Here is a 12871-nt window from a genome sequence, read left to right as displayed (position 1 = left end):
CTCACCCTCCCGCCATGCGTCTCGCACTTCTCCTGCTCGCGGTACCTGCCACGCTCGCGGCGCAGAGCAAGGCCGACGGTACGCTGTGCGGCCACCTCGGCAACCCGCGCTTTCCCACGGCGCGCACCAGCGCGCAGCAGCTCGCGCAGTCGGAGGCCGGCCGCGGCGCGTTCTTCGCCGGGTGCCTCGCGTTCGTCGACGGCCAGTACGGCGATGCGGCGAACGCGTTCCAGCGCGCGGTGGCGGCCGACGCGTCGAACCCGGTCGCGCACTTCTATCTCGGCCGCGCGTACGGCGCGCAGGCGCAGCGCGCGAACATCTTCAGCAAGGCGTCGCTCGCGAAGAAGACCAAGCACGAGTTCGACCGCGCCGTGCAGCTCGACCCGGAGTACCTCGACGCGCGCGAGGGGCTCGTCGAGTACTACACGCAGGCGCCGGGGATCCTGGGCGGCAGCAAGGAGAAGGCGCGCGCGCAGATCGAGGAGATCCGGCGGCGGGACACGTGGTGGGGCGGCTTCGTCGCCGCGCGGATCGCGGGCCGCGACCGGGACTGGAGCACCGTCATCCACGAGTACGATCGGCTCGCCGCGGAGTACCCCGACAGCCTGAACGCGTGGGCGAGCCTCGCGTTCGGCTACGCGCAGCAGAAGCGGTGGGACGACGCGTGGCAGACGATCGAGCGCATGCAGCACGCGGTGCCCGGCTCGATGCTGTCCCACTTCGTGGTGGGGCGCCTGGCCGCGGAGTCGGGGCAGCAGCTCGAGCGTGGCGAGCAGTCACTGAAGCGGTATCTCGCCTACACGCCGCAGCCCGGAGAACCGCCGCTCGCCAGCGCCCACTGGCGCCTCGGCACGATCTACGAGGAGCGTGGACGCAGCGACGCCGCACGCGCCGAGTACCAGACCGCGGTGTCGCTCGACCCGAAGCTGACCGGCGCGAGGGATGCGTTGGCGAAGCTGAAGTGACCGACGTCGATCCCCGCCGCTTCGATCTCACCGTCGAGCAGGCCATCGCGCAGCAGCAGGCGCTCCGCTCGCGCGTGGTGCTCGCGCCGCCGCCCGGCTTCGCGCCGCGCCTCGTCGCGGGGCTCGACGTGTCGATGGAGCGCTTCGGCGACGTCGGCTACGCGGGGATCGTGGTGCTCGAGCAGCCCGGGCTGCGCACCGTGGACGAGGCCTCGGCCGTCGCGCCGCTGCGGTTCCCGTACGTCCCCGGGCTGCTGTCGTTCCGCGAGCTGCCGCTCATCGTGGACGTGTGGGATCGGCTGCGCACGCGGCCCGACGTGCTGATCTTCGACGGGCAGGGGATCGCGCACCCGCGCCGCTTCGGCATCGCGTGCCACGGCGGCGTCCTGTTCGGCGTGCCGTCGATCGGCTGCGCGAAGTCGATCCTCGTCGGCCGCCACGGCACGCTCGGCGCCGAGCGCGGGTCGCGCGCGCCGCTCGAGCACCGCGGCGAGATCGTCGGCATGGCCGTGCGCTTGCGCGACCGCGTGAACCCCGTGTACGTCTCGCCCGGGCACCTCGTCGACCTCGAGACCGCGGTGGACGTCGTGCTCGCGGCGAGCGCGGGGTACCGCGAGCCGGAGACGACGCGCCGGGCGCACCGGCTCGTGAACGAGGAACGGAGGAAGGCGAAATCGTGAGTCTCGCGCGGTCGGTGATGCTGCTGTCGAGCGTCTTCGCGTTAGGCACCGTCGCGGCGTGCGGCGGCGACGCGGGCACGCCGTTCGAGGTCCCGCAGGCGCCCACGCCGACGACGCCGACGGGCGGCGCCGGGCATCCGGGGTTCGACATCGGTGTGTACCCCGGCGACGCCGCGGTGCGCGCGTGGGCCACCGGCGCGCCGTACGAGTGGATGGGCTACTACCTCCCGGCGCCGTGCCATCGCGACTCCACGTTCGTCGGCAAGCGCGCGACGATCACGTCAGCGGGACTCGGCGTCGCGGTGCTCTACGTCGGCCAGCAGACGTGGGACGGCGTACCGATTCTCGCCGGCTCGCGCGAGGCGTCGCTCCGCGCGTCCGCGTTGCGCGCCATGGCGAGCGCCGTCGCCGTCACCTGCTCCCGCACGCTGCTCGACGCGTCGCAGGGCGACGCGGAGGCACGCGACGCGATCGCGCGCACCGCGGCCGAGGGCTTCCCGAGCGGCACGGCGATCTTTCTCGACCTCGAGCCGATGACGATCACCGCTGCGATGCGCAGTTACTACAAGGCATGGGTCGCGCGCGTCGTCGCCGATGGGCGCTTCCGGCCCGGGATCTACGCGCACGTCAGCAACGGGGCGGACATCCACGCCGACGTGGGCGACGTGCCGTTCTGGGTGGCAAGCACGCGCAACTTCTCGCTCGCCAGCGCGCCGACCGGCGTCGGCTATCCGTTCGCCACCGCGTGGCAGGGCGCGCTCGACGTGACGCGCACGTGGAACGGCGTGACGCTGACGGTGGACGAGAGCGTGGCGAGCACGAAGTCGCCGTCGGGGAGCTGAGACGGCGGGCCGATCGACGGCGCGATCGGCGGCGCGTACCTAGGTCCCAGGGGGGCTCCCCCCCCTTCGCCCAAGGTGCTATGCGCCGAACACGCGCCGGTGCCGATCCCACGCGGGCCGGATCCGAACATCGCGGCGCCGTGTCACGACTCCGCGGCCAGGAAGGCTCGTCGTGTTTGGAACGCGGATTCCGCGGATTCCGCAGATTCGCAGATCCGCGGAATCCGCGGGATCCGCGTTCCAAACCTCTGGGAGGCTCGTCCCCGCGAGGCGCCGCGCGCCCGCGCGCCGAACGCGCGTCTCGCCTCCGCTCGCCGCCGCGCGATCCCGCAGTCGATCGTCCCGCCGTAGATCGTCCCGCCGTAGTTCGTCCCGCAGTGAATCGTCCCGCAGTGAATCGTCCCGCAGTGAATCGTCCCGCAGTGAATCGTCCCGCAGCGAATCGTCGTTAGGCAAGCACCCCCGGCACCAGCTCCCCCGCCTTCCCGCGCAGCACCACGTCCGCCGCGCCGGAAAGCCCCGTCTCCTCCGCGTTCACCTCCACCACCGCCGCGCCGCCGCGCGCCGCGAGCGTCGCCACGCTCGCCGCCGGCTGCACCACCGCGCTCGTCCCCACCACGAGGCACGCGTCGCAGGATGCGGCCGCATCGAACGCGGCGTGCACCATGACGGGGTCGAGCGCCTCGCCGAACCACACCACGTCGGGGCGGAGCAGGGCCCCGCACGACGGGCAGCGCGGCAGCGTCTCGCGCGACGTCGCATCGATCGGTCCGTCGTGCGGCGCGCGCGTGTCGCACCGCGAGCAGCGCACGCCGAACAGCGTGCCGTGCAGCGCGATGATCGCGCGCGCACCGGCGTCGTGGCCCGCGTCGCGCGCGGCGCGCTGGTGCAGCCCGTCCACGTTCTGCGTGACCACGGTCACGCCGGGCCGCGCCGCCGCGAAGCGCGCGATGGACGCGTGCGCTGCGTTGGGCGCGCACCGCGCCACGAGCTCGCGGCGCCGCGCGTACCACTCCCACACGAGACGCGGGTCGCGCGCGAATGCCTCGGGCGTCGCGAGGTCCTCCGCGCGGTGGTCGCGCCACAACCCGCCCGCGCCGCGGAACGTCGGCACACCCGACTCCGCGCTCACGCCGGCCCCGGTGAACACCACCACGCGCTCGGCCCGCCCCAGCAGCTCGCGCGCTCGGTCCACGTCGTGTGCGTCCATGCCGGAAGCTAGCCGACCGCTCGCTCGGTATGTTTGAACCACGGAGGACGCAGAGGGTCGCAGAGGACTGCCCTCTTCGAATCGAGCCACGGAGGACACGGCGGGCACGGAGGAGACCATGTGAAAGGTTCTCCTCCGCGTCCTCTGCGTCCTCCGTCGCTCGGAAACGCTGAGCAACGAGAATCCGTGTCCAACCTTCCGCATCCGCGCCGCGTCGCCGCGCTCGCGAGCCTCGCCCTCGCCGCGCGCCTCGGCGCGCAGCAGCAGGCGCCGCTCCCCGAGCGCGCCGTCCGCCGCGACATCCCGCTCACGAACACCATCCGCCGCGCGCTCGCCGCCGGCACGCGCGACTCCACCGGGCGTCCCGGCCGCAACTACTGGCAGCTGCGCACCGACTACACCATCCGCGCGTCGCTCGACCCCGCGACGCAGCGCATCACCGGGCGCGAGACCGTCGTCGTCCACAACGCGAGCCCCGACTCGCTGAGCCAGATCGTCCTCCGGCTCGACCCCAACATCTTCCTCGGCAACACGCCGCAGCTCGCGCCGTGGGTGCCCGCCGAGGTGACCGACGGCATGGTGATCACGCGCCTCGCCGTCGACGGGCGCGAGGCCGACCTCACGCAGGCGCCGCCCCCCACCGCGCAGGGGGCCGGCGGCCTCGCCGCGGCGGCGAGCGCGTCGGCCCCCGCGCTCCGCATCGCCGGGCTGCGCACGACCGTGGCGCGCGTCACGCTCGCGTCCAAGGTCGCGCCTAACGCGACGGCGACGCTCGACATCCAGTGGAACCACAAGCTCCCCGGCGGCCCCGGCGCCGGACACCGCATGACGCAGCGGTGGGCCGACTCGCTGTTCCAGCCGACGCAGTGGTACCCGCGCGTCGCCGTCTACGACGACCTGCGCGGGTGGGACACGGAGCTGTACCTCGGGCCGAGTGAGTTCTACAACAACTTCGGGCGTTTCGACGTCAGCATCGACGTCCCCGCGGGATGGATCGTGAGCGGCACCGGCGTGCTGCAGAACCCCGAGCAGGTGCTCACGCCCCGCGCGCGGGAGCGGCTGTCCCACGTTCTCGAGTCCGACTCCGTGGTCACGATCGTCGGTCCCGACGACGTCGCCCCGGGGCGCGCGACGTTAGGCACCGAGGGCGGCCGCCTCACCTGGCACTTCGTCGCCGACACGGTGAACGACTTCGCGTGGGCCACCGCGCGCCAGTACGTGTGGGCCGCCACGCGCGCCACGATCCCGGGGAAGGGGCGCGTGCCGATCAACATGTACTATCTGCCCGGACACGCGAACCTGTACGAGAACGCCGGCCCCGTGGCGCGTCACGCGCTCGAGTTCTACTCCGGCCTCTGGTTCCCGTACCAGTTCCCGCAGCTCACGCTGCAGGACGGGCCGAGCGCGGGGATGGAGTACCCGATGGTGATCAACTCCAACCAGGGCGCCGCCGATCACGAGACCGGCCATCAGTGGTGGCCGATGGTCGTGAGCAACAACGAGACATGGTACGGCTGGATGGACGAGGGGTTCAACCAGTACATGAACGTCCTCTCCGACTCCAGCGCCGTCGTGTCGGGCATCATCCGCCCGCGTCCCGGCGGCCGCGCGCCGCGCACGACGGCGCTGTTCGACTCGCTCGGCCAGTCGTACGGCCGCGTGAGCGGCAGCGAGGCCGAGCCGCCGATGATGTGGGACGCGAACTACGCCGGCCCGTCGTTCTACGGCTTCACGACCTACCAGAAGACGCCGCTCATGCTCTCGGCGTTGGGCGGCATCGTCGGCGACAGCGCGGTGCAGCGCGCGCACCGCGAGTGGGCGCGGACGTGGATGTTCAAGCACCCGTCGCCGTGGGACTACATGTTCTTCATGAACCGCGCGCTAGGCCGCGACCTCGGATGGTTCTGGTACTACTGGCTGTTCACCACCGAGAGCGTCGACGCCTCGATCCAGAGCGTGACGCGGAGCGGCGCGCGCACGCTCGTCACCGTGCGCCAGGACGGCCAGATGCCGTCGCCGGTCGTGCTCGAGGTGAAGCTCGCGCCCGGCGGCGCGGCGATCCGCCCGACGCCTAACGTGCGCGCGCTCGACGCCAACACCGCGCTCGTCACGTACCCGGCCGACGTCTGGTTCCGCGGCGCCCGCACGTTCACCGCGACGCTCGACTTCGGCGGCCGCGCCGTGGAGAGCGTGAAGCTCGATCCAGATGCACGGTTCCCCGACCGCGATCCGTCCGACAACGTCTGGCCGCGCGGCGCGTCGCACTGATCGAGCGGCGAACGACATCGAACCGCAGAGGACGCAGAGGGCCGCAGAGGAAACCAACACCAATTGGTTCTCCTCTGCGGCCTCTGCGTCCTCTGCGGTTCAATCGGGCTTCTTCGTCGTCACCTTCACGACGCCCTTGCTCGCGCTGTCGCCGTAGAGCTTCACCGCCGCGGGACCCTTGAAGACCTCGACCGACTCGATCTTGTCGGGTGCCGGCAGCGGCGGACGCCCGTCGGGGCCCGCGGGCACGACCACGCCGTCGACGATGAAGATGGGCGACTCGCCGTTCGGCCCCGTCATCCGGACCGCGTTCGGCGTCGGCGTCGCGGTGTCGGGCGGCGACGTCAGCGCGACACCCGATCGCTTCAGCGCGGCGCGCGGCGTGACCGGCGCCGTCGCCGCGCCGGCGGGCTTCTTCACGATCCAGATCACGGCGACGCTGTCCTTCGTCACGCTCCCCGGGCCGAGCTTCATCACGTCCACCGTCGCGATCGACGACGGGTCCATCGTGGCGACGAACTCCGGCTGCGCGGGCGACTGCACGATCGCGTCCTTCGCCTCGAGCACGGTCTGCGAGTCGAGCGTCACGCGCAGCTTCGGGCTGCGCAGCGCTCCGTCCTTGCCCGTGCCCGCGTCGAACGCCGCCTTCACGACCTTTCCGGTCTCGTCGGACACGAACCACAGCCGGCCCGGCGACTCGGCGCCGCTCGCCACCGTCGGCATGAACTGCTTGATCGCGAGCCGCACGCGGTCGATCGTCGGCTCGCCCTCGCGCCGCTCCACCTGCGGGGCCGCGTTCGTGATCGCGGACAGCGGCACGCGCGACTCGGGGCGGGGCGCCAGCGGGCGCGGCGCCTCGCATGCGGCCGCCACGAGACCGGTGCCTAACGCACCGAGGACGAGCGCGCGCGCGAGCGGGTGGCGGGGACGGCGGGTGGTCATCGTGCGGATCCTCCGTTCGAGTGCGGATGATTGGATGCTGAGCGCCGCGGCGAGCGGCAGCCGCGCGGCCGTGCCCCGGCGCGCGACGTCGAGCAGGAGTGCCCCGTAGCGGGCGACGTCCGGATGCCGGCGCAGCACGCGCCGGTCGCAGTCGAGCTCCACGGCGAGCCGCAGCCGGCGGAGCTGCCACCACAGCGCCGGGTTCCACGGCGCGAGCGCGACGGCGAGCGCCGCGCCGGCCAGCAGCTGTGGATCGCGCGCCCGCAGGTGCGAGCGCTCGTGGGCGAGCATGAGCGCCAGGTCGTCCGGCGCGAGCGCGAGCGCCCACGTCGGCAGCACGATCCGCCCGCCCTCGCTCCCCACCGCCGCCGGCCCGGTGCCCGGCGTCAGCACCACGTCCTCGCCGGCGACCGTGGCCGAGCGCCACGCGCGGAGCGCCGTGCGGAGGCGGCGGTGCGACAGTCCGAGCCAGCCGATCGACAGCAGCGACGCGCCGAGCCACACGGCGAGCAGCGGATGGTCGAGCGCCCGCCAGCGGGCCGCGTCGTCGGGGGCGATCTCGCGAACGCGCGCCCGGGCGAGCAGCGCCGAGAGCGTCGCCGGCGACGCGGCGGCGGCGGTCGTCGGCACGGGGGCAGGGGACGCCGACACGTGGCGCCGCGCGACCCAGGCCCCGGCCGGCGCCGCGAGCGACCCCGCGAGCGCCACCACCCACACGACGCGCGCCGCCCGTCGCGCCGTGCGCAGCGCGCGCTCGACGCACGCCGCCGCGAGGCCGAGCAGCGTCGCGAGCAGCACGGCATAGCCCATCCACAGCGCGGTCATGCGTCGTCCTCCTCGCCCAGGCCGCGCAGCCGGTCGTCGAGCAGGGCGCGCATCCGGGCCAGCTCGTCGGGAGCCAGCCCGCGCTCGTCCACGAGCTGCGTGAGGAGCAGCTCCGGCGACCCGGCGAACAGCTTGCCGAGCACCCGATGCAGGGCGCTGCGGCCCGCCGCCTCCCGCGCCACCAGCGCGTGGTAACGGTAGGCGCGGCCCGCCTCCTGGTGGCCGGCGTACCCCTTGTCCTCGAGCGTCCGCAGCACGGTCAGCACGGTCGTGTACGCGAGGTCGTCGTCCAGCGCGCCGCGCACCTCCGCGACCGTGGACGGCCCCCGCTCCCACAGCACCGCCATGACGTCGAGCTCCCGGTCGGTGAACGAGACCGCCATGTGCCCTCGCAACTAGATTTCTAGTAGAACCCGACGCCAAGATGCGCGGGGAGCCCGTGGATGTCAACTAGAAATCTAGTTGCCGCCGAATTGGCACGACGCGGCGGCTCAAGCGGGGCTCCGGCGCGGTCGATACCTGAGGGGGAATGATCCGTCGACCGACCTCGCGCCACGCTACGGGAGCCCCGGCTCCCGCGCGTGGCGTATCCCGACTCGCGCACCCCGCGCACCCCGCGCACCCCGCGCCATGAGCCGCCTCCCCAACCTGACCCACCGCTACCTCGCGGTCTTCGCGATCGCGTCGGCGGCGACGATCGGGGGGCAGGTGCTCGTGCATGCGGCGCAGGCGCGCCAGCTCGGCCACTACGCGCTCATCGCGCGCTGGAGCCGGGAGCGGCTCGCGTCCGAGCGTCTCGCGGGGGCGGCGACGCTGCTGGAGCAGACGCCGGTCGGCTCCGCCGCCCGCGACGGCGCCCGCCGCACGCTCGCCGCCGCCGCCGCGGAGCTGCGCGACGAGGGGACGCACGACACGCCGGCGGCGCTCGCCACCGCCCCGGCCGGGGTGGCCGACGAGGTACGCGCCCGCTTCGACTCGCTCGTCCCCGTCCGCGTCCGGCTCCTCGCCGACGCCGCGGCCCTCGGCGCGGACGCGCCCGACGCCGCCCTCGGCCACCGCATTGTCGCGGGCCAGCTGACGCTCGCCCGGCTCCTCGCCGCGGCGCGGCGCGACGTGCTCGCCGGATCCGAGGCCGAGATCAGCGCGCTCCGCGTGCAGGAGATCGCGCTCGTCCTCGCGATGCTCGCCGCGCTCGCCGTCGGCGCGGTCGCCGTGGTGCGCCCCGCGTCGCGGCACGCCGACAGTCTGGTGGCCGAGGTGGTCGCGTCGCGCGAGCAGCTCGCGCGCGCCTACGCGACCACGTCGCACGAGCGCGAGTTCGCGACGTCGCTCGTCGCGTCGGTGTCCGACGGGATCTACGCGTTCGACGACGACCAGCGCGTCACCGAGTGGAACCCGTCGATGGAGCGATGGACGGGCGTCGAGCGCCGCGACGCGCTCGGCCGCCGCCTCGACGACTTCGACGCGGAGATCGACTGGGGCGAGCACGGCAAGCCGTACGAGCGCGCGATCGGGGGCGAGCCGACGCACGTGCACGAGTGCCGCGGCCGCGCGTCGCGCGACGCCGAGTGGCGCTTCTTCGATGCCGTGTGCGTGCCGGTGCGCTCGAGCGACGGCCGCATCGCCGGCGGGTTGTGCACCATCCGCGACGTCACGGAGCGCGTCGCCACCGTGGCGCGCGTCGTCTCCAGCGAGGCGCGCTTCCGCGCGATGTTCGACCAGGCGGCGATCGGCATCACGTTCATCGACGACGACGGGATCATCCACGCGGTGAACCCGGCGTTCGAGCGGCTCGTCGGATGGTCGGCCGCGGAGCTGATCGGCCGACGCGCATCGGAGTTCTCGCCGCCCGAGGACGCGATCATCACACGCGGCCCGGTGGCCGAGCTGCGCGCCGGCCGGCGCGACAGCGTCACCGTGGAGAAGCGGTTCGTGCATCGGGAGGGCGCGCAGATCTGGTGCAGCCTCACGATCTCGCGCTTCCGCACCAACCACGACGACGCGGTGACGCTCGTCGGCATGTGCTACGACGTCACGGCGCGGAAGGAGCTCGAGACGCGTCTCAGCCACCAGGCGTTCCACGACCCGCTCACCGGGCTCGCGAACCGCGCGCGTCTGCTCGACCGCATCCACCACACGCTCGCCGCACCGGACCGGCTCCCGTCGAACGTCGCGATCATCTACGTCGACCTCGACGACTTCAAGAAGGTGAACGACTCTCTCGGCCACGCGGCCGGCGACACCCTGCTGCGCGCCGTGGCGGAGCGGCTGCTGAACGCGACGCGCGGCAGCGACACCGTCGCGCGCCTCGGCGGCGACGAGTTCGCGATCCTGCTCGAGAACGTGCGCAGCGACGACGACGTCCTCGTCGTCGCCGACCGCGTCGTGCGCGCGATGCGCGCGCCGGTCACCATCGACGGCAAGGAGATCTTCGTCGGCGCGAGCGTCGGCGTGGCGCGCGGCGGCGTGGGCGACGAGACCGAGCGCCCCACGGCGGACGTGCTGCTGCGCAACGCGGACGTCGCGATGTACCGCGCGAAGGGCGCCGGGAAGGGACGGCACGTGATGTACGAGCGCGGCATGCAGGAGGCCGCGCTGGAGCGGCTGGAGCTCGAGGCGGCGCTGCGCACCGCGGTGAGCGGCATGCCGACGGGCGACGAGCTGCTGCTGCACTTCCAGCCGATCGTGGAGCTCGACGGCGAGCGCGTCGTGGGCGTGGAGGCGCTGGTGCGGTGGGCACACCCGCAGCTCGGCGTGCTGCCGCCCGCGCGGTTCGTGCCGCTCGCCGAGGAGACGGGCCTCATCGTGCCGTTAGGCCGCTGGGTGCTGCGCGAGGCGTGTCGCCACGGCGCGGGCTGGGTCGGCGGCCGCCGCTCGCTCGACCGCATGCGCTCGCTCACGCTCACCGTGAACGTCTCGCCGCTGCAGCTCCGCGACCCGGGCTTCGTCGACGACGTGCGCGACGCGCTGCGCGACAGCGGCTTCCCGCCGCATCTGCTGCTGCTCGAGCTGACCGAGACGGTGTTCCTGCAGGAGGACGAGGGGACGCTGGAGACGCTGCGCGCGCTGAAGGCGCTCGGCGCGCGGCTCGCGATCGACGACTTCGGCACCGGCTACGCGAGCCTGAACTACCTGCAGCAGTTCCCGCTCGACGTGCTGAAGATCGACCGCCGCTTCATCGACGCCATGTGCCGCGGCGGCAGCGAGGCCGCGCTCGCCCGCACGATCATCGCGCTCGGCGACTCGCTGGCGCTGCGCACGGTGGCCGAAGGCGTCGCGCGTCCACAGCAGCAGGAGCAGCTCCGCGCGCTCGGCTGCGAGTACGGACAGGGCTTCCTCTTCGCGCACCCGGTGCCGCCGGAGGAGATCACGCGGATGCTGAACGAGGGAATCGGGCACGGCGCGGAGGCCGCCTGACGACTCCCTCGCGCCGTCAGGGAGACAATCGATCCAGCGTCCATCCCCCTGACGTCAGGCGGTAGCGGATCCGGTCGTGCAGTCGGTCCGGCCGCCCCTGCCAGAACTCGATCGCGTCCGGCACGACGCGAAAGCCGCCCCAGTGGTCCGGCAGCGGTACGTCGTCGACGCCGGCGAATCGCTGCTCCACCGCCGCCAGCTCGCGCTCCAGCGCCGCGCGGTCGGGGAGCACGCTCGACTGCCGCGACGTCCACGCGCCGAGGCGGCTGCCGCGCGGCCGCGTCGCGAAGTACGCCGCGGACTCCTCGCGCGACGCGCGCTCCACGCGCCCCTCCACGCGCACCTGCCGCTCCAGCGGCTCCCACCAGAACGCGAGCGCGGCGCGCGCGTTCGCGTCGAGCTCCTGGCCCTTGCGGCTGCGATAGTCGCAGAAGAACACGAAGCCCCGCGCGTCCACGCTCTTCAGCAGCACCACGCGCGCCGACGGACGGCCGTCGGGCGTCGCCGTGGCCAGCGTCATGCCGTTCGGCTCCGGCACCTGCGCGTGCTGTGCCTCGGCGAACCACGCCGCGAACTGCGCGATCGGGTCGTCGGCGACGTCGGACTCGCCCAACGCGGCGCGGGCGTACGTGCGGCGCAGCAGCGAGAGGTCGAGCGCCGATGGATCAGACATGGATCATGGGGAGCGGCGCGCGCGGATAGCTCTCCGGCAGGTCGGCGAGCGGATCCCCCGCGTACGCGGAGCCGTCGGGCGCCTCCAGGACGAAGCCCGCGTCGCGGATCATCTCGAGGTCCGCGCGCGCCGCGGCCCCCTGCGTCGTGAGGTAGTCGCCGATGAAGATCGAGTTCGCCGGGTAAAGCCCCATCACCTGCATCGACCGCAGGTGCACCTCGCGCCCGCCGGCGATGCGGATCTCCTGCGACGGCAGCAGGAAGCGGTACAGGCACAGCACGCGCAGGCAGCGGCGGGGATCGAGCGCGCGCACCGTCTCGAACGGCGTCCCCGGCACCGGGATGAGGAAGTTCACCGGCACCGAGCGCACCTCCAGCTCGCGCAGCGACAGCGCGAGGTCGATCACGTCGTCGTCGGTCTCGCCCATGCCGACGATGCCGCCCGAGCACGTCTTGAGGCCCGCCGCCTTCACGTGCTCCACCGTCGCCACGCGGTCGTCGAACGTGTGTGTGGTGACGACGTCCGGCGTGTAGCGGCGCGACGTGTTCAGGTTGTGGTTCACCTGCGTCACGCCCGCCTCCTTCAGCGCCACCGCCTGCGCCTCCGAGAGCAGGCCGAGGCACGCGCACACGCGGAGGTCGTGGCGCGCCTTCACCTCGCGCACCGCGTCGAGCACCTTCTCGAACACGCGCCCGCCCGGCGTGCGCCCCGAGATCACCATGCAGAACGTCCCCGCCTTCAACCGCGCGGCGCGCTCGGCGGCGTCGAGGATCTTCTCGCGCGCGAGCATCGGGTACTTCTCGATCTCCGCCGCCGACACCTTCGACTGCGAGCAGTAGCCGCAGTCCTCGGGGCACAGTCCGCTCTGCGCGTTCAGCAGGAAGTGCAGCCGCACGCGGTTCCCCCAGTGCTGCCGCCGCACGCGGTACGCGGCCGCGAGCTGGTCGAGCAGCGCGTCGTCGGGGGCGGCGAGGACGGCGCGCGCCTCGTCGCGCGTGAGGGGCTCGCCGGCGAGTGCGCGGTCGGCGAATTCGCTCCAGTTCGGCATC

The 12871-nt window shown here is 73.3% G+C and carries 10 protein-coding genes; 5 read left to right on the top strand and 5 right to left on the bottom strand.

The features are described from left to right. Positions 1 to 14 precede the first annotated feature (14 nt). From J421_RS22665 to J421_RS22655, 3 genes are read left to right on the top strand one after another with little or no spacing between them, the layout of a single operon-like run. A complete protein-coding gene (locus J421_RS22665) occupies positions 15 to 965 on the top strand; it encodes a tetratricopeptide repeat protein (protein ID WP_025413468.1) in 951 nt (316 codons plus the stop codon). Further along, positions 962 to 1645 carry a deoxyribonuclease V gene (gene nfi / locus J421_RS22660; protein ID WP_025413467.1) on the top strand — a complete coding sequence of 228 codons (684 nt, stop codon included), beginning with the start codon at positions 962 to 964 and terminating at the stop codon, positions 1643 to 1645. Before J421_RS22665 ends, nfi begins: the two co-directional genes overlap by 4 nt. After that, positions 1642 to 2487: a glycoside hydrolase domain-containing protein gene (locus tag J421_RS22655; RefSeq protein ID WP_025413466.1), complete on the top strand. Its 846-nt coding sequence runs from the start codon at positions 1642 to 1644 to the stop codon at positions 2485 to 2487. The genes nfi and J421_RS22655 overlap by 4 nt, the downstream gene beginning before the upstream one ends. 448 nt (positions 2488 to 2935) lie before the next feature. Here J421_RS22655 and J421_RS22650 read toward each other — a convergent pair whose 3' ends face one another. Then, positions 2936 to 3697 carry an SIR2 family NAD-dependent protein deacylase gene (locus J421_RS22650; RefSeq protein WP_025413465.1) on the bottom strand — a complete coding sequence of 254 codons (762 nt, stop codon included), beginning with the start codon at positions 3695 to 3697 and terminating at the stop codon, positions 2936 to 2938. 186 nt (positions 3698 to 3883) lie between these two features. On the opposite strand from J421_RS22650, the gene J421_RS22645 reads away from it, so the two are divergent. Next, positions 3884 to 5965 (top strand): M1 family metallopeptidase, encoded by a 2082-nt coding sequence (locus tag J421_RS22645; protein WP_025413464.1) that lies wholly within the window; start codon positions 3884 to 3886, stop codon positions 5963 to 5965. Positions 5966 to 6064: 99 nt separating this feature from the next. Here the strand turns inward: J421_RS22645 and J421_RS22640 are convergent, their stop codons facing one another. Next, entirely contained in the window at positions 6065 to 7732 is a 1668-nt protein-coding gene (locus J421_RS22640) for a M56 family metallopeptidase (RefSeq protein ID WP_025413463.1), read from the bottom strand. Beyond that, positions 7729 to 8115: a BlaI/MecI/CopY family transcriptional regulator gene (locus J421_RS22635; RefSeq protein ID WP_025413462.1), complete on the bottom strand. Its 387-nt coding sequence runs from the start codon at positions 8113 to 8115 to the stop codon at positions 7729 to 7731. The genes J421_RS22640 and J421_RS22635 overlap by 4 nt, the downstream gene beginning before the upstream one ends. A gap of 247 nt (positions 8116 to 8362) precedes the next feature. On the opposite strand from J421_RS22635, the gene J421_RS22630 reads away from it, so the two are divergent. Next, positions 8363 to 11149 (top strand): putative bifunctional diguanylate cyclase/phosphodiesterase, encoded by a 2787-nt coding sequence (locus J421_RS22630; RefSeq protein ID WP_025413461.1) that lies wholly within the window; start codon positions 8363 to 8365, stop codon positions 11147 to 11149. Between the two features lie 16 nt (positions 11150 to 11165). On the opposite strand, the gene pdxH is transcribed toward J421_RS22630, so the two are convergent. Beyond that, positions 11166 to 11822 (bottom strand): pyridoxamine 5'-phosphate oxidase, encoded by a 657-nt coding sequence (gene pdxH, locus J421_RS22625; protein ID WP_025413460.1) that lies wholly within the window; start codon positions 11820 to 11822, stop codon positions 11166 to 11168. Next, a complete protein-coding gene (gene bioB, locus J421_RS22620) occupies positions 11815 to 12870 on the bottom strand; it encodes a biotin synthase BioB (protein ID WP_025413459.1) in 1056 nt (351 codons plus the stop codon). Before bioB ends, pdxH begins: the two co-directional genes overlap by 8 nt. Position 12871 lies beyond the last annotated feature (1 nt).

Source organism: Gemmatirosa kalamazoonensis, from assembly GCF_000522985.1.
Lineage (GTDB): Bacteria > Gemmatimonadota > Gemmatimonadetes > Gemmatimonadales > Gemmatimonadaceae > Gemmatirosa > Gemmatirosa kalamazoonensis.
The sequence above is the reverse complement of the archived record's forward strand: the minus strand, read 5'-3'. Positions and strand labels throughout refer to the sequence as shown.

Excerpts from the sequence above, each read along its gene's own strand:
- J421_RS22650 (WP_025413465.1), bottom strand. The coding sequence starts at position 3,697 with ATGGACGCACACGACGTGGACCGAGCGCGCGAGCTGCTGGGGCGGGCC.
- J421_RS22640 (WP_025413463.1), bottom strand. The coding sequence starts at position 7,732 with ATGACCGCGCTGTGGATGGGCTATGCCGTGCTGCTCGCGACGCTGCTC.
- J421_RS22630 (WP_025413461.1), top strand. The coding sequence starts at position 8,363 with ATGAGCCGCCTCCCCAACCTGACCCACCGCTACCTCGCGGTCTTCGCG.
- J421_RS22635 (WP_025413462.1), bottom strand. The coding sequence starts at position 8,115 with ATGGCGGTCTCGTTCACCGACCGGGAGCTCGACGTCATGGCGGTGCTG.
- J421_RS22665 (WP_025413468.1), top strand. The coding sequence starts at position 15 with ATGCGTCTCGCACTTCTCCTGCTCGCGGTACCTGCCACGCTCGCGGCG.
- bioB (WP_025413459.1), bottom strand. The coding sequence starts at position 12,870 with ATGCCGAACTGGAGCGAATTCGCCGACCGCGCACTCGCCGGCGAGCCC.
- pdxH (WP_025413460.1), bottom strand. The coding sequence starts at position 11,822 with ATGTCTGATCCATCGGCGCTCGACCTCTCGCTGCTGCGCCGCACGTAC.